The organism is Ktedonospora formicarum, from assembly GCF_016587355.1.
In the GTDB taxonomy this organism is placed as follows: Bacteria; Chloroflexota; Ktedonobacteria; order Ktedonobacterales; family Ktedonobacteraceae; genus Ktedonobacter; species Ktedonobacter formicarum.
On sequence record NZ_BNJF01000002.1, the window covers coordinates 937574 to 954585 of the forward strand.

Annotated in this window: 12 protein-coding genes; 5 read left to right on the top strand and 7 right to left on the bottom strand. The window is 50.0% G+C overall.

The features are described from left to right. Positions 1-185: 185 nt before the first annotated feature. Positions 186-1652: an AAA family ATPase gene (locus K3T82_RS22910; protein WP_220195874.1), complete on the bottom strand. Its 1467-nt coding sequence runs from the start codon at positions 1650-1652 to the stop codon at positions 186-188. Positions 1653-2107: 455 nt separating this feature from the next. On the opposite strand from K3T82_RS22910, the gene K3T82_RS22915 reads away from it, so the two are divergent. The 5 genes from K3T82_RS22915 (at position 2108) to K3T82_RS22935 (ending at position 10082) form a co-directional block, all read left to right on the top strand. Then, positions 2108-5335 carry a winged helix-turn-helix domain-containing protein gene (locus tag K3T82_RS22915; RefSeq protein ID WP_220195875.1) on the top strand — a complete coding sequence of 1076 codons (3228 nt, stop codon included), beginning with the start codon at positions 2108-2110 and terminating at the stop codon, positions 5333-5335. A 252-nt stretch (positions 5336-5587) separates the two neighbouring features. After that, positions 5588-6574 carry an ABC transporter ATP-binding protein gene (locus K3T82_RS22920; protein ID WP_220195876.1) on the top strand — a complete coding sequence of 329 codons (987 nt, stop codon included), beginning with the start codon at positions 5588-5590 and terminating at the stop codon, positions 6572-6574. Between the two features lie 110 nt (positions 6575-6684). Further along, a complete protein-coding gene (locus K3T82_RS22925) occupies positions 6685-7515 on the top strand; it encodes an ABC transporter permease (RefSeq protein ID WP_220195877.1) in 831 nt (276 codons plus the stop codon). A 44-nt stretch (positions 7516-7559) separates the two neighbouring features. Beyond that, entirely contained in the window at positions 7560-8435 is an 876-nt protein-coding gene (locus K3T82_RS22930; protein WP_220195878.1) for an alpha/beta fold hydrolase, read from the top strand. Positions 8436-8720: 285 nt separating this feature from the next. Further along, positions 8721-10082, top strand: a complete 1362-nt coding sequence (locus K3T82_RS22935; RefSeq protein ID WP_220195879.1) for a sigma-70 family RNA polymerase sigma factor — start codon at positions 8721-8723, stop codon at positions 10080-10082. 98 nt (positions 10083-10180) lie between these two features. On the opposite strand, the gene K3T82_RS22940 is transcribed toward K3T82_RS22935, so the two are convergent. From K3T82_RS22940 to K3T82_RS22965, 6 genes are all read right to left on the bottom strand, one after another. Then, on the bottom strand, positions 10181-10597 hold the full coding sequence (locus K3T82_RS22940; RefSeq protein ID WP_220195880.1) for a DUF3830 family protein: 417 nt from the start codon (positions 10595-10597) through the stop codon (positions 10181-10183). A gap of 13 nt (positions 10598-10610) precedes the next feature. Next, the gene (locus K3T82_RS22945) at positions 10611-12821 is read right to left on the bottom strand and encodes a xanthine dehydrogenase family protein molybdopterin-binding subunit (RefSeq protein ID WP_220195881.1); all 2211 of its coding nucleotides are present in this window, start codon (positions 12819-12821) and stop codon (positions 10611-10613) included. Beyond that, complete coding sequence (locus K3T82_RS22950) at positions 12818-13327, bottom strand: (2Fe-2S)-binding protein (protein ID WP_220195882.1); 510 nt, start codon at positions 13325-13327, stop codon at positions 12818-12820. The genes K3T82_RS22945 and K3T82_RS22950 overlap by 4 nt, the downstream gene beginning before the upstream one ends. 8 nt (positions 13328-13335) lie before the next feature. Next, complete coding sequence (locus K3T82_RS22955; RefSeq protein ID WP_220195883.1) at positions 13336-14211, bottom strand: FAD binding domain-containing protein; 876 nt, start codon at positions 14209-14211, stop codon at positions 13336-13338. An 80-nt stretch (positions 14212-14291) separates the two neighbouring features. Next, the gene (locus K3T82_RS22960; protein WP_420799336.1) at positions 14292-15641 is read right to left on the bottom strand and encodes an allantoinase; all 1350 of its coding nucleotides are present in this window, start codon (positions 15639-15641) and stop codon (positions 14292-14294) included. After that, complete coding sequence (locus K3T82_RS22965) at positions 15634-16902, bottom strand: allantoate amidohydrolase (RefSeq protein WP_220195885.1); 1269 nt, start codon at positions 16900-16902, stop codon at positions 15634-15636. Before K3T82_RS22965 ends, K3T82_RS22960 begins: the two co-directional genes overlap by 8 nt. Positions 16903-17012 lie beyond the last annotated feature (110 nt).

Sequence of the window (17012 nt, forward strand, 5' to 3'; positions counted from 1 at the left end):
ATCTCTGTAAAGTTTTGTTCCCCAAAAATCATATATAGGGTGATTATATGTTATACCTCAGCAGTGCACAAGCAAACCTGAACTGAGTTTGAAACATATAGCCGACGCTTCTTGCATAGCGGCTTACGATACTAAGTCTTCAATTGGAAAAGAACAGGTGAATGTGCTCAGAGCTTCAAAGAGCCCTACTGATTTGGTTGTGCGAGGATGAGGACCGGTTTGACTCGGTTTGCGCGTCGCAGACTCGATTGCTTTCTCCCCTGACGAGAGTTCTTTTGTTGTCCTTTTTGTTTGTCTTTGCGTTGCTGGTCACGGGTGTGCCTGGATACATCTGATGCTGATTGGTTTCTAGGGTCGGCCTCTGAAAGGATTGGTTCCTCAGAAGGTGATTCGCTGATAGTGTAGTCCTCATGTGCTTGAGTGGCAATCTCCAAGTGTGGGAGATGCATATCACCTTGTGCGTCCTTACGGTGTGTTCCTGGAGGAACGCTTCCAGCCATTGGAGATTCGCTAGCGTTCTCAAGTTTTAGCGCGGCAGCTTTTCGTTTGTTGCGCGTTTTTGCGCTAGTCTGCTTTGCGCTGATGGAAGCTGTAAGCTTTTTAGCTGCCTGAATTTCGGATTCTGATGGTTGGGGAAGCATGCTAACGGCCAGAGGTTGCAAGAAGGTATGTTGTTCTAGAATAGCGTTGAGTAATGGTTTGATGGTAGGACTGAGTTGGTAGTGAAAGCGTTTGGGTGAGACCAGTAGGTGTGTACGGACCATCGGGCGTAGGATGATCTTGATGGTTTCGATGTCCACATCTAGAGCTGCCGCGATCTGTGAAGGGGTCAAGGCTGCTGGTCCAAAGGCGGCGAAGACACGTAACACTTCTACTCGCTCGCGTCGCATGGAGCGTTGCGCACTATGAGCTGTCAGTCCGAATAGCTCCTGGGTGGTTAGCAGGCGGAAATTAATGCCGGATACCGGGCAGTAGAGCTGACGTGTGGTGCTAGTCAGCATTTTGCCTCGGATGGTGAGTTGATAGAAGTTGGATATGGCGTAGCGTTTGAGGTGCAGGTGTGTATCGACTGCAGAGACCAATGAGGGGGTAACTCGGCTAGTGTGTACAATCATGATACAGACCTGCTGGGATTCTGCGATAGTTCGCAGGAAGGCGAAGAGTTTGCGGTCTCTGCCCTTGAAGAGGTGGCGCAGGGAGGTCAGATTATCGATGACAAAGAGACGCTGATCTGGATGAGAGATGAATTCCTCATAGAGCTCCTGGAGGCCCTCTTCTGTCGTGAGAGGCTTCTGAGTGTTGTTGATGCGAATATTAGTGGGTAGGGATATACCTGGATGAGCGGCGAGGAAGCGTTTGGCGAGTGAGCTGAGATGGTTGGACGAGGAGTCGAGACCAAGGAAGGTGGCACGCCCAGAGTTTGAGGACATGTCGCTGGCTCCATCGAAGGCATTGAGCCCTAAAGCTACTCGTAGCATTAGATGATAGGCAAGGGAGGTTTTGCCCGAGAAGGCATCGCCTGTGAGCAAGGTGAGGCCTGGAGCAAGCAAGTTAGCAAAGGCCCAGGGAGTAGGCTCGGCAGGCTCATGGGCCAGGTCGGCGAGGTCGAGAAACGGAGTGGAAAGGCGCGAGAAAGGGTTAAGGGTGGTCATATCTCCTCCAAAACACAACAGAACATCCACAAAGACCAGAAGGCAACCAGATGAGAAGGTGTGCGGCTAGATGAGACGCATTACAATGACATATACAATACAACAATATAATATCACAAAAGTGATTATGTGGGTGATAGAAGAATAAGGATCAAAAAGATTATCAATATTCCTGATGGAACTATAAAATATTTCTATATTACTTGTCAAGATGCATGTTACATATCGGTATTATCGAATAAAGTGTATTCATTGTGTGTAAAAAGAATTTAATAAGTAAACAAGCAAAAGAAAAATAAGATGGATTAATTGTTCCAATTTAAGAAATAACTTATATGTAGTTTGGTACCAAATGATTGATTGCCGCTCGTTTCATCAATGTATTACCTAAAGGTTGCCTATGTGATATACTGCTTTAGGTAATACCTGAACTTATTGACCCTTGAGGAGTGTCAATGCCAAGACGCGCGCCCTACCTACTGCGCTGGTCGTCACAAACGCAAACCTATGAAGTCTCCAAGGGAGATAGTGTGGTCTTAAGCGAGTTAGTACCAGGGAGCTCGAATTGGTTTGTATGGTTGGATGAAATCGGCTCATTTGCATTCTACAGCCAGCATGGATTGCATTGTACTGTGCGTAAAGAGAGCGTTCAGCAAAGTGGGGCTTACTGGTATGCATATCGTTCTCTAAAGCAGAAAACTGTCAAGCATTATGTTGGTCGGACATCAGATTTGACTTTGCAGCGCTTAGAGGAGATCGCCGCACGTTTTATTGGCGCTCAAGAGGGTCTATTTGTGGATGTAGATCGTAATAAAACCAGGGCTAAAGAAGAGCGGGGAAGTTCCATAGAGAAGTCTAAGGTGAAATTTATGCCGCTACTTGAGTCCAAGTTACATCCTCCACGTGTTCCTCCTGCATTGGTTGAGCGACCACAATTGTACTCTAGGCTTGATGTATGGAGAGATTATACTCTTACATTGCTCTGTGCTTCTGCCGGTTTTGGGAAGACGACTCTGGTTAGCCACTGGCTAACAAAGCATCAGTCCTCAATGGATGTTGCCTGGGTCTCACTCGATAGTAATGACAATGACCCAATATGCTTTTGGCGTTACGTGCTTACTGCCTGTCAGAAATGGGATTCTAGCCTGAATCAACATACACTCTCGTTGCTCCCTGTGACCACGTATCCAGCTTTACAACAGCTTACGCTAGAGACTGTCTTAATATCGTTTCTGAATCAAATAAATCATCAAACTGAGCATCGCTTGCTTGTTCTGGAAGATTATCATCTGATTGATGACCCTCGAATACATGAGATGCTCACCTTCTTTATCTCACGTTTGCCCGCAAAGCTGCATATTATATTGATGACACGCCATGAAGCGCCACTCTCGTTGACAAGATTGCGAGCGAATGGAGGAATCAACGACATTCAGGCAGATGATCTACGTTTTTCTCATGATGAAATGCTTGCTTTTCTGCAACAAACAGTAGATACGCCTCTTCCTGATGAAGCGCTTGAGCGCCTGAGTGTGCATCTGGAGGGGTGGCCTGCTGGTTTGAGATTGCTTTCTCTCTCATTACAAGGCAAGCGAACTGCGCCCCAGATAGAACAGGTGCTTGCCAACTTCCGTGGAGGGCATCGCCTCATTCGTGATTATTTTGTCGCCGAGGTGCTACATGCACAATCTGGGCAGCTTCAGGATTTTCTGTTACGAACCAGTGTACTTACTCGCTTGAACCCTTCGCTCTGCGAGGCCATTACAGGATGCAGCGATAGCACAGTTTTGTTGGAGAGTCTTGAGCGTAGGAATCTTTTCCTCGAAGCGTTTGAGGGGAGTGGTGAATGGTACCGTTATCATGCTCTTTTCGCTGAAGCTATGCAACAGGAGGCACGCTTGCGCTTAGGAGAGGATGAATGGCATTCACTTTTGCGTGTTGCTAGCCATTGGTTTGAGGAGCATAGCTTACTTACGGAGGCCATTGAGGCTTCTTTTAAAGCCGAAGACTATAATCGTGCTGCGTTTTTAATCGAGTTACAAATTGATACCACACGCTTTCATGATGTTCAGGAGCATCAGACAATACAACGTTGGCTAAAACAACTACCAGAAGGGATCCTGCGACAAAGCGCACGTTTGTGTTTTAGTTACGCTGTGGTGCTTATGTTTAGCTATGATGAGCAAGAACCTTCTCAGGCTATCACAGCTAAATTTGAAGATCTGCTGCGAATAGCTGAGGAGATTTGGCGTACAAATGATAACCTTGAGGGGCTGGGAATGGTTCTGGCGCTAAGGGCTTTTAGAATGTTCAGGTGGGGTCCACGAGAGCAAGCAGTTGCATGGGCACGCCAAGCCCTTGCCTGGTTGCCCGAAACGGAGCCTATCTGGCGTGGTATAAGCATGAGTGTGCTGGGAATTCATGCTCTTCAGTCGAACCAACTGAACGAGGCCAGAGGCATTTTTGTGGATGTGGTTGGCTTTTATAAAGCGGCAGGACATGATCAGGCAGTTAATGGTATGTCGCTGTTGTTGGGGCTTATTTGTTATGAGCAAGGATTATTACGCCAGGCAAGGAAGCATTTTGATGTGAACGTCGATAGAAGGTCCCTCTCGGAAGAGCAGCTCGCGGCAATTTCTGCACGTCTAGGATTGGCTCAGGTCTATTATGAGTGGAACGACCTTGAGCGGATGCGTGAGCTGGAGCAAGAGGCATCACATCATTATGATCTCGCTCCTGAAATGCTTCGTGACATCATGCAAGTACCTTTGACATTAGCCCGGGCATGCATCCTGCATGTAGAAGGACAAACAACGCTTGCGACCCAACTCCTGGTCAATCTTTTATCTGATTGGCATAAATACGATAACGAAGTCATGGTTTATTTCTATCAGGAAGTTCAATCATGGTTAGTTCGGTTTGCCCTTTTACAAGGTGATCATGTGACTGCGCAGAATTGGGTGAATGATGTCACATATAGATCGCAGGGATTGCCCAGTACCAATACGCCTCTGCTTAATATGCCAGATGCTGATGAGAAATCAATGGATAATTCTGCCCGGGAGCAGCAGATAGAAAGCTTCCTTCCAACCTTTCATCATCGTAAAGAACTGCTTAGGGCTCGAGTGAATCTTGCTCATGGTGAAATTGAGACTGCGTTGATGTCGCTTCTCGATATTCTCTCATTGGCGCAAGCAACAGGACATGGGCGGATATTGCTTCAGATTAAATTACTTCTTGCTCAGGCATATGCTGCACGCAAGGAATTACCAGAGGCGCGTCATTACTTGCTGGAAGGGCTCGAGCAGGGGTACGCAGAGGGTTTTGTTCGTATCTTTCTAGATGAGGGTGAGGGTTTGATCCCATTGCTACGAGATGTGTTTCCTCACTTGCGAACACAACTCCTGCGTGGGTATGTACAGACACTATTGCAAGCCTTTACACATGTGCGTTCAACTACTATTGTTACTCCGGTCAATACAGCGCTTCTTGAACCTCTCTCCGCACAAGAGTTACGTGTTTTGCGTTTGCTAGCAAGTGGACGATCCAACCACGAGATCGCACGCGAACTGGTTGTGTCTGTTAATACAGTGCGTTCGCAGATACAAAGCATCTACCACAAGCTCCATGTGCACAACCGGCATGCTGCCTGCGAGATCGCGCGTGACCTGCGCCTCATTTAACATATAAGTAGAATACTTGCCTTCTTGCTCAACTGATGAGATAGAATCCCTTTCGCAAACCTCTTGAAGCTGATTATCATCCTCTTGACGTTCTCGGAATCATCCTCTCAATCATCTCTAATGATGATGTATACCGCTTTTTTTTTCTCTATACTGATCCCAATGAAACAAACAAACTGATTCATGTTTACCATGCGTTTTGCAATGATTAAAGATTAATAGATATCATTTTGTGTGAAAGGGGTATGCAAGATGTCTCAAGAAGTTATGTCCTTGCCTGATATCAATACCATACAGGTGTCGCCTGCTACTCCCATTGTCAGTGTTGATAATCTGGTGAAGCGTTATAAAAAAGCTGATAAAAACGCAGTCGATGGCGTCTCATTCTCGGTGGCGCAAGGAGATATGTTTGCCTTGCTTGGTCCCAATGGGGCGGGTAAGACCACTGCCATCTCAATTTTGACAACTACCCTGGCACCGACATCAGGTAGTGTTCGCATCGCGGGTTACGATCTGGCAACGCAGTCGCTCCAGGTGCGTCAACAGATAGGGATTGTGTTTCAGCGACCCAGCCTTGACCTTAATTTGACAGCTGAAGAAAATGTACGTTTGCACGCAACTCTATATGGACTCTATCCTTACCGGCTTGCCTATCGCATGATGCCACAAGCCTATCGTACACAGGTCAGCGAATTGGCAGCGTTGTTGGGAATCGAGGAGAGCCTCTTTAAGCCTGTTAAGACCTTTTCAGGTGGTATGAAGCGCAAGTTAGAAATAGTGCGTAGCCTGCTTCATAGGCCTGCTGTACTCTTTCTGGATGAGCCAACGACGGGGTTGGATCCGGAGAGCCGTCGGGGTTTGTGGGAGTACCTGCGCCAGGTGCGTGCTGAGAGTGGCACAACCGTCTTTCTGACCACGCATTACCTGGAAGAAGCTGAGAAGGCTGATAGAGTGTGTATCCTCAATCATGGTCGTGTTGTGAGCTCAGGTACCCCGGAGCAATTGAAAGCTGAATTGGCTCAACCTACCCTGCTGATCGATGCTCCAAACCGCAATTCCCTACGCGCGGAGCTCCAACAAATTGGGCAGCCCTTCGAGGAAGGGGCCTTTTTCTCTATCAATATGGAAAATCAGGTTGTGCATCAGTTCTTGAAATCGTTAGCGACGCCTTTGAGTGTGGTGCAAACGCATTCGCCCTCTTTGGAGGATGTCTACCTGAATATTATCAAACAAGACTAAGGGCTTATTCGAAATCCAAGGCCGCTGAACATGGCTAGCGCAGACCCCATGCGGGGGCATGGCGCGCTCAGGTTTGTGGATAAGGAGTAAAAAGCCGTAGGAGAACTATTATGAGCATTTCATCTACGCTTGCACGTACAGATAAATCGAAGCATATCAATAAAACGTGGAACGCTATTATGACTATCGCTGGACGCGATATCATGCGCTTCGTGCGCGAACCAATGCGCCTGATCTTTTCTCTGATTATGCCAATCATCCTGGTTGGTGGACTTGCTGGACCGTTACAAAGTAGCTTTGGTCAGGCCGCTGGGTATAACTTGATGACCTTTAGTATGACTGGCCTGCTAGCAATGTCTCTGTTTCAAAGTACAATGAGCGGTCTTGTATCGCTTATTGAAGATAAGGCGAGCGATTTCAGCCAGGAGATGTTTATCGCACCAATTTCGCGCTATGCAATTGTCTTTGGCAAGATCCTGGGCGAATCGCTTGTCGCCCTGGTTCAGGGCGTTGTGCTGGTGCTCATTGGTATATTCATTTTCAATGTCCCAGTATCGCTAGTTAGTCTATTGCTAATTATCCCAGCTTCGCTGATCATTTGTCTGTTCGGGGGCGCTTTTGGCGTCCTGGTAACATCAATCTTTAGCACACAACGTACGGCCAATATGGTTATGCCGTTCCTGATCTTTCCGCAACTTTTGCTTTCAGGGGTGTTTCTACCCATTCGGTCATTGCCCTGGTATCTGGATCTTATAGCAAGGATAGTGCCCTTGCGCTATGCTGTGGATCTGGTGCGTGGCATCTTCTATATCGGCAGACCAGAGTACTCTCAGGTTGTTCTGGCTAATCCATTGCTTAATCTGATAGTGATTGCTGTGCTCTTTGTACTCTGCCTGGTTATCGGTACTATCCTCTTTGTGCGCGGCGAGCGGAATCGCTAAGACAAATTATCGATTTATTAGCAAGTAGAAAAGGTTTGAGATAGATGAACGTTCCAGAGATTTTACAACCATATACAACCAGTACTGTGATTTCTGCGGATGGGACTGTGATAGGATATCGACAGTTTGGTAGTGGTCCGGGTGTGGTGCTTATGCACGGTGGTATGCAAGCCTCACAACTTATGATGGCCTTAGGCATATCCCTTGCTGACAAATTCACAATTTATATCCCCGATCGACGAGGGAGAGGAATGAGTGGCGCTCCAGGGGATGGCTATGGTATGGTGAAGGAGTGTGAGGATTTAGCAGCATTACTAAAGAAGACTGGTGCGCATCTGGTATTCGGCCTCAGTTCTGGCGCGCTGATTAGCCTTCAGGCTGCTCTGACTCTTTCAGGGATAGAGAAGGTGGCTTTATATGAGCCTCCTCTCTCCATTGATCATTCAATACCGAGAGATTGGGTGCCTCAGTATCTGCAAGAGATTGCTGAGAGAAGGTTCACTGCGGCGCTGATAACTGTTCTTAAGGGCTTGCAAATGGATACGGATTTGCCCGATATTCCTAGGGCAGTGCTTGAGCCTTTGGTAGAGCAGCGATTACGAGGGGAGGATCTGTCAGGAAGGCCAGATGATGTTTCTATGTGGGATCTTATTCCTACCCAGCGACTAGATATGATGCTGGTAGATGAGATGGAAGAAACCCTTGCGAGCTTTAAGGATATGAAAGCTGATGTGCTCTTACTCAGTGGCGAGAAAAGTCCAGCTTTCTTGAGGGAGCAGATGGATGCATTAGGAAAGGTCCTGCCACGATCAGAACGTGTTGAGTTCCCAGGCTTTGGGCATACTGCGCCGAGTGAAGATGGAGCCGAGCGCGTTGGCGAGGAGTTGCGTCGCTTCTTTGTCGCTGACAACGCTGACTAGTCTAGCATCTGAATGAGCACAATTGATATTCTCATATCGCATACTATATTCTTCAAACAGGCCAACCAGGGATAATGGTTGGCCTGTTTGTTGATGTTTAAGGCTCAATGCAGGCTGGAACTACATATAGATGGGTTGATCTAATTAAGAGTATCCTGGTTTGTAGGTATTTGTTTTCCCATGGTTTGTCATTGAGGTTGCATGTGTAAATGATTGGGAGTTTGTAACGCCTGACTGTTATATATGTTGCATGTATATAACAGAAAAGGGAAATACGAAGTAGCAATGGAATTATCCTTTTCGGAACAGGGTGAACAGCGACGTGCTCTTATGGAGACTATCTTTCGTGAGCATTATAAAGGGGTTCATTCCTTCATTTCCAACAAGGTTAAGCAGCCTGATGTCGCCGATGATCTGACCAGTAAGGTCTTTCTGAAAGCGTTTCGCTGGCTGCTTGAAGATCGTGGTATGAGGCAAGTTCGTAGCTGGCTCTATGCCGCCGCTCGTACTACCATCGCCGACTACTGGCGAGAGCAACTGAAATTCGCTCCTCTTTCTCTAGAGACCATAGAGTACAATGCGCCTGCCTCTTTTGAGCACTTTGAGAATGAGCAGATGCAGAGACGAGTGCAACATTTGCTTTCTTTGCTGCCAGCGCGTGAGCGTGAAGTGCTCCTCTTGCGTTTCCTGCATGGATATACAGCGGCAGAGGTTGGTCAGGAAATGGGTTTGAGCGCGGTGCATGTGCGAGTACTACAATTGCGCGCCTTGCGACAAGCAGCCCTTATTGATACGGAAGAAAGGAAGCTTTTTCAGATGAATGAGCAGGAACTCAATTATACCGAGCAAGGTCAACGAGTGCTTGAGTTAGCTAAAGAAGAGGCGCTCTCTTTGAGGCATCACTACATTGGAACTGAGCACCTCCTGTTAGGTGTCCTAGCCGAAGGGAGTGCCGCGACTTCTTTGATTGAGCAGGGAACAACCCTTGAGCATGTTCGAGCGGGACTGATTTTTCTTGTCGGAAAAGATCAAGGCGATCCAGAATCTGGTACTCCCTTTACCCCCCAGGCGCTCAACGCTTTGGGAAGGGCGGAACAGGAAGCGCGAAATGGTGGAAAGGCTGCGATTAGCTCTCAACATATCTTATGTGCCTTGCAGGTCTCCGAGAACGAATATGGAATAACTTATGGGCTGCTGCAATCGTTGGGAGTCGAGCGAGTGTCAGAGCAAAGGTCGCCTGCTGATGAGAAGGCGAACGAAAGCGCTCTGATACTGACAGAGTCTCTTGTTGAACTCTATCCTGCGCTCAACCCGGAGGAAGAGATGCAACTGGCGCACATGGTTGCGCGTCGGGAGAGGGAAAATAAACGTGCTGAGTATTACAACGAAAACCCAGATAGTCATGTTGTAGAGGAGGGAAAATTAGCTTACTTTCGCTTGTTTATGGCGAGCCAGCAATTGGTTTTCTCTGCCGCAAAGGGGTATCTGGCTCCTGGGAAAGATGTTGGGAAATTGCTTGAAGCTGGCAATAGAGGACTCACGTATGCTATTCACAAGTTTGGATTGAAGACACAAGTACCTTTCCGTTCCTACGCTGCCCATTGGATTCATCTGGAAATGATGGAGTCCGTGCTTGAGTGGTGGTAAATTTCGTTGCTGCCATTTCTAAAAGATAGAATGGGGTATATGTTGCGAATATAGCGTTTAACGTTACTGGGGCGTGCTAACACGCCCCAAACCTCGTATCAGTAGGCTTCGAAGATGATGTCCTGTGCACCCTCCCAGAGGATCTTATGCCCTAGCGTTTTGAGTTGTTCGTTACCTGAGATAATGGTTAGGAAGTGGTTACCCGCAAGTTGCCCGACTTTGCTGGCAAAACTTGTTGAGCCGTAGGGGAAGAGGATTTCGGTTTCGCTAAAGCCGCCAGGATAGAGTAGGATCTGGCCTGCACCGGGGTGTGAAGTGTGGTTCTCAAACTCAACCCCTACTTTGAAATCACCCAGTGGTATCCAGGCTGATTCGCCGCTCCAGCGGGCCTGAATGAGTTTGTTGTGGAAAGGCAGTAGGGCGAGGAAGGCTCGACAAGTTTTGGGCGCGTCCTCCTCTTCGAGGCGAGCAATGAACTCAAACTGCTTGCCAACGGTAATGTGTACTTCACTCATATGTTTCTCCTCCTTAGTCGTGCGAAATGCTATCGGAGTGGCGCGAGCTAGTGAGCGCGTTAAGGACGCGTTCTGGTGTCATTGGTTGTTGGGTAAGCCAGATGCCAGTAGCATCGTAGATAGCGTGGGCTACTGCTGCGGCAAAGGGGATGAGTGGCATCTCAGCCATGCCCCGTGCGCCAAAGGCTCCGTTTGGGTCCGTTAATTCTAGAATCACCGAAGTGATGTCAAGCGGCATATCGAGTGCGGTGGGTAGAAGGTAGGTACTGAGATGTGAGGTCTGCACGCGTCCATCACGTACCTGGAAGTGTTCAAGTAGTGCGTAACCCAGAGCTTGAGCCAGACAGCCCTCGACCTGCCCGGTAATCTGCTGCATATTGATGGCCTTGCCCACGTCGTGGACGCTGATGACCCGCTCGACACTCACCTGCCCTGTGAGTGTGTTGACCTCTACTTCAACGGCCTGGGCTGTGTAGCCATAGCAGTAGTTAGGCGTTCCTCGAAAGGTGCTCGGATTGATGGCAGTCGTGGTTGGGGCATGATAGGTGCTGGTCGCGTAAGCCTGGTACTCGTCAGTAAAGCTCCAGCGTTCGCGTGCTTCCAGGGCTGCGTCATGTACTGCGCGACCCGCCATAAAGGTCAGGCGTGAGGCGGATGCACTCCCTGCGTTGGGTGCTTCTTGGCTGTCATCACAGATCATGGTAATTTTTTCGGGAGCTATTTTGATGACTTCGGCAGCTATTTGGCGGAGTGCGAGATGACTACCTTGCCCAACATCAGCCGCGCCAATACGCACTACAGCACGCTCAAGCTCGGCCTCACCATAGATCTCAACTGTTGCCGTTGCCTTCTCTAGAAAACCGAAAGAGTAGCCGATATTTTTGATGCCGCTAGCGATGCCGATACCTCGTTTCAGGTGTGGCTCTGAAGGCTGCTCAGGTGAGAACCACTGTCCCGCAATCTGGGTATAGCCCCAGCCTGTATGGATCTCTTGGGCGCAGCGCTCAAGAACTGGTATGGCACTCACGCCGCTTGGGACGGGGTGCTGAGTTGGTTCGATGCTACCCTCACGATAAAGGTTGCGGTGTCGGATCTCGATGGGATCGAGGTTCAGAGCTAGTGCCAAGCGCGTGACCATGCTTTCACAGGCGAAATGAGCTTGTGGCGCGCCGAAGCCGCGAAAAGCACCGCATGGGACGTTGTTCGTGTAGACGGCATAGGCATCAACGGTAAGATTGGGGATTTCGTAAGAGCCGGTCATGAAGAGTGCGATAACCTTGACGACCTCCACGCTGGTCGAGGCATAGGCTCCGCCATCGGCAACAGCCTCAGCTTCTACAGCTACAATCTCACCAGTGCGTTTGGCTCCCCAGCGACAGTGAATATGGACAGGGTGTCGCTTGTGATGCGCGATGATCGACTCTTCGCGTGTCCAGACTAGAGAGACTGCGTGCTTCAGTTTCCAGGCAGCCAGGGCGAGAAGATGTTGAATAGAGAGATCTTCGCGCCCCCCAAAAGCGCCCCCAATTGCGGCGTAGCGTACAATCACTTCCTCTTCAGCTAGTTGAAGCATAGCGGCTATCTGGCGACGATCTTCATGTAGCCATTGTCCAGCGGTTTCTACAACAAGTTTACCTTGAGCGTCGATATAGGCGATGCCAGCTTCGGGTTGTAGAAAGGCGTGCTCTTGCCAGGAGGTGCTGAAGCTCTCTTCGAGCACGATATCGGCCTCTGCCATTGCGCGCTGGCTATCGCCTTTGCGCAAGGGAAAATGGAAGAGCTGATTGCTGGACCGCCCGGCATGTACCAGAGGGGCTTCGGCTTTTAGAGCCTCGCGCGCATCGGTGACGGCGGGTAGATCTTCATAGCTGATTTTGACTGCGCTAGCTCCCGCGAGCGCAGCTTTTTTGGTGCGCGCCACGACCAGGGCGACTTTATCCCCTTCGAAGCGTACCACATCATCGCACAGAACAGGTTGGTCGGAATCGATTAGCCCATAGGCGTTGTAGGGTACGTCTTTAGCAGTAAGTACGGTGATTACCCCTGGTTGGTTCAGGGCCTCATGGGCGTCTATCGCCAGGATGCGTGCGTGGGGCCGACCGGCGAAAACCACCTGGAGATGGTACGTATCTGGCTGCATAAGGTCTGCTGGGTAACGGGTGGTGCCTGTGACCTTACCAGTGGCGTCTGGGCGCGGTAAGGAGGTGCCTACGATCTCTGTCATGCCTTCTCTCCTGCTTGAATCAATGCTTCCAGAATCTTGCTATAGCCAGTACAGCGGCAGAGGTTGCCACTAAGGGCGCTTCGCATCTCTTCAATATCGGGCTGTGGGCGCTCCTCCAGAAGCTTTGCGCCTGCCATGAGCATCCCTGGAATGCAGAAACCACACTGCACTGCCGCGCGATCAATGAAGGCTTGCTGAAGAGCATGAAGGTGTTCGGATGCGTCCGCTAGCCCTTCGATAGTTGTAATATGCGCTCCGTGAGCCTGAGTTGCTGGAACGAGGCAGGACATAACAGCCTGTCCATTGAGCCAGACAGTACAAGCTCCGCATTCTCCCTCCGCGCAACCCTCTTTGCAGCCAGTTAGCCTGGCGTCCTCACGTAGCATATTGAGAAGCGTCTTCTGTTGAGCGTCTGCAATAGCATAGGGTTGGCCGTTGATGGTGGTTTGTACTACACCTGTAAAGGAGGATTGGGGAGCAGGTGGTAGGCTAGCTGTTTCGAGCAAAACTGGATTTATTTTAAGAGGGCGCGTGAAACCCTCATGAGCCAGTTGCATAAGACCATGAGCGAGTACGTTAGTGAGGCAGCGTAGGCGATAGGATGCGGAGGCGCGTATATCATCGATGGGGAGCAGTCGCGCTCAACGAGTTGAGCTGCCTCATGGCAAGTTTCCGTGTCAAGGTGTTTGCCAATGAGAAAAGTCTCTACGTGCGTAGCGCGTACAACCGTGGGAGCTACACAACCAAGTGCGATGCGTGCTTCACTGACGATGTTATTTTCCAGCATGAGTACCAATGCGGCATTAACGACTGAGATAGCCTGGGCACGGCGCAGTCCAAGCTTGAAGAAGTGACTCCGACGTTCTATCTTGCTTAGAGGGATGCGGATTTCGCGTAGAAATTCATCCGTTTGCAGTTCTGTTTTTCGGACACCTTGATAGAAGCGGCTCAGAGGTACATTCCGTTCGCCCCTTTCATTGACAAGAACCAGTTCCGCATCGAGCGCCAGCAGGGGAGGGATGGTATCGTTGGCAGGAGAAGCTGTAAGCAAATTTCCTGCGATGGTTGCGCGAGCGCGGATCTGAGGTGCGCCTACCTGTGAGCATGCCTGGACGAGCGCGGGTGCGTGATTACGGCAGTGCGATGAGCGGAGAACATCGTTATGCGTTGCCAGAGCGCCTAAAGTCAGATAGTTCCCTACCAGACGAACATACTTGAGATCCGGCAAAGCGCTGACATCAATTAGCGTTTGGGTTGGTTTTACGCCTCGTTGAAGTTCTACTAACACATCGGTGCCACCTGCGACGATACGCGCACTGGCACCATAACGGCGCACTAGTTCGAGTGCTTCCGGTAGACTTGTAGGTTGTATGCAGTTTTGCCACATCATACATGTCCTCTTCTTAAATGTTACTCTCCACCTAAAAAAACTGCCTGGAAGGCGCAAACAGTAGTGTTTTTGGTAGAAACTTATCGACGTTGAGGGGTGAGCAGTTGACCATGCGCCTGTGTAGAGCATTGGCCTTGTTTATAGACCGTTCTACCGCGTAAGAGTGTCTGTGTGATCTGTCCTCGCATGGACATACCGATGTATGGGCTTTGTTGGTGGCGGTAGTGAAGATCTTCAGTGTGCAAGATTGTTTGTGCTTGTAAGTCCACCAGGGCTAAATCTGCGTCTGCGCCAATTACAAGCTTACCCTTACCTGGAAGCTGGAAGCGACGTGCGACCGCTTCAGCAGTGAGAGTCGTGAGCAGAGATAAGGGTAGGTTGCGCTCATGATGTCCTTTTGTAAGCAAGAGAGAGAGTAGTGATTGGCAGCCCGAGATGCCTCCCCAGACCTGGAAGAAGCTTTGGGCTATCTTCATAGTTGTGGGTGAGGGTGAGTGATCTGAACCAATGGTCTGGATATGTCCCATGCGCAAATGTTCCCATAGCATCTCTTGCTCCGCTTTGATACGCAGGGGTGGCGAGCACTTTGCGACTGCTCCCATGCGCTCCATGTCTTCCTCTGTCAGCACCAGATAGTGTGGGCATGTTTCACAACTGACATCAACATTGCGAGCTCGTGCTTCAGCAACCAGGGATATACCCGCGCCACAACTGATATGTACGATATGTAGGGAACATCCTGTAGCTTCTGCTATGCCAATGGCACGTTGGATTGCGTCTAATTCGGCGCTGACTGGACGCGCTTGCAGATAATCACGCACGCTTGTTTGACCTTTTTTAATAGCCTCACGTGCCAGTTTAGTCGTCAAATGGTCGTCCTCGGCATGGACAGCGACTAACTTGCCGAGGCGGGCGGCGCGTTCCATCCCCCTTTGGAGTGTGTCGTCATCGACTGCGTCGAAGTCATCGATGCCACTATTGCTCATAAAAGCTTTGAAACCAATGGCACCGCATTCCGCAAGCTCATCGAGCTGTTCAATGTTTGATGGGACGAGCCCGCCCCAGAGCGCGAAATCGACCAGTGAGGCTGCCTCAGACGCCTCGCGTTTGAGGGCGAAGCTAGCAGCGTCCAATGTAGGTGGTGAGGCGTTGAGTGGCATATCGCAAAAGGTGGTTGTGCCACCAGCAGCCAGGGCGCGTGAGCCCGTGGCAAAGCCTTCCCAATTGGTGCGCCCTGGCTCGTTAAAGTGAACATGAGCATCGATCACGCCGGGGAAGATGTGTAATCCTGTAGCATCAATTTCTTCGCTCGCAGAGCCAGTAAGCTGTGGGGAGATGGCGACTAGCTTACCATCACTGATCGCGAGGTCAGCATACTTCGCTCCGTTTGATGTAACCAATATGCCATCATGTATAAGTAGGTCATACAGGCTCAATTTCCACCTCCTTCGCTGTGAGCAGCAGGAAACGCTCAAGGGCTGCCACTGCTGCCTCCACATCCTCTTCACGTACTGCTTCAGATGGGTGATGGCTGATCCCGCCTGTACAGCGCACAAAGAGCATACTCATCTCTGTGAGCGTGCTTATGACTACCGCATCATGTCCGGCACCGCTAGCGAGCAGGGGAGCCGGGTAACCCTCTGCTATGAGCGCCTCTTGCCAGCGTTGGACAAGGTTCTGAGCGCAGAAGACGGTTGGGCTGTCCTGTACAAGCTGGCAGTTGAGTGCTATACCGCGTCGCGCACAGATGTTTTTAGCAACTACGTGAAGTTGGGAGGCGCATTTGGCGCGTCGCGTGTTGTCTTCATGGCGAATATCAAGGCTGAGCTGGACTTGACCCGGCACAACGTTGCTGGCTCCGGGTTGGACCTCAAGTTGCCCAACAGTCGCAACCAATCCCTCGACGCTACCGGCGAGCTGTTCAACAGCCAATATGAACTCAGAGGCGGCACAAAGTGCGTCGTGTCGCAGGTTCATGGGGAGTGTTCCGGCGTGCCCTTGTTCGCCGTGGAATTGGAAGAGCAGGCGCTGTTGCCCCACGATGGAATTGACAACGGCAAGTGGCATGTCGCGCTCTTCCAAGATTGGCCCCTGCTCAATATGTACCTCACAATAGCCTAGCAGTTCTCTGGGAGACCAGCGTGACACAGAAAAGTTCGTGGGATCAGGGTTACAACCAAAGGCGCGCAGAGCCTCGGCAATCGTAATGCCATCCTCATCTTGAAGCGTGAGCTGGTCAGGAGCAAATGCCCCTGTTATAGCCTTGCTTCCCATGTAGACGCTTTGATAACGCAGACCTTCTTCGTCTGCGAAGCCAAGCAACTCAATGGCAAAGGGGAGACGTATATTGCTTTGATGAAGTCGTTCCAGGCAAGATAGCGCGACCATGACGCCAAGCAGACCATCATATTTACCTGCATCACGAACACTATCCAGGTGTGAACCAAGTAGTAACGTTTTGGCGTTGGGTTTATTTGCCTCATAACGCCCAATAAGGTTGCCAATGGCATCGACCTCAACTACCATGCCTGCCGCGCGCAACCAATTGCTAATTACTTCGTGCATCTGGCGCATGGGCTGAGTGGCAAAACGGCGTGTGATCTGGCCTGGTATCTCGCTGAATGTCGCCAGTAGTTCACAGCGATCTATTATGGTGCGGGCAGCGCTCGCGTATGTCTGTCGCGTTTCCATAATTTCTGGCTCCTACAGTCTCATGTGGACCTGGTCACTTGCTATCCATCACAATTCCATTGCGATGACTGACGCTACCACGCTCAAATTCCCAAAAAGAAGATATTCGG

Excerpts from the sequence above, each read along its gene's own strand:
- K3T82_RS22910 (WP_220195874.1), bottom strand. The coding sequence starts at position 1,652 with ATGACCACCCTTAACCCTTTCTCGCGCCTTTCCACTCCGTTTCTCGAC.
- K3T82_RS22915 (WP_220195875.1), top strand. The coding sequence starts at position 2,108 with ATGCCAAGACGCGCGCCCTACCTACTGCGCTGGTCGTCACAAACGCAA.
- K3T82_RS22920 (WP_220195876.1), top strand. The coding sequence starts at position 5,588 with ATGTCTCAAGAAGTTATGTCCTTGCCTGATATCAATACCATACAGGTG.
- K3T82_RS22925 (WP_220195877.1), top strand. The coding sequence starts at position 6,685 with ATGAGCATTTCATCTACGCTTGCACGTACAGATAAATCGAAGCATATC.
- K3T82_RS22930 (WP_220195878.1), top strand. The coding sequence starts at position 7,560 with ATGAACGTTCCAGAGATTTTACAACCATATACAACCAGTACTGTGATT.
- K3T82_RS22935 (WP_220195879.1), top strand. The coding sequence starts at position 8,721 with ATGGAATTATCCTTTTCGGAACAGGGTGAACAGCGACGTGCTCTTATG.
- K3T82_RS22940 (WP_220195880.1), bottom strand. The coding sequence starts at position 10,597 with ATGAGTGAAGTACACATTACCGTTGGCAAGCAGTTTGAGTTCATTGCT.
- K3T82_RS22945 (WP_220195881.1), bottom strand. The coding sequence starts at position 12,821 with ATGACAGAGATCGTAGGCACCTCCTTACCGCGCCCAGACGCCACTGGT.
- K3T82_RS22955 (WP_220195883.1), bottom strand. The coding sequence starts at position 14,211 with ATGATGTGGCAAAACTGCATACAACCTACAAGTCTACCGGAAGCACTC.
- K3T82_RS22965 (WP_220195885.1), bottom strand. The coding sequence starts at position 16,902 with ATGGAAACGCGACAGACATACGCGAGCGCTGCCCGCACCATAATAGAT.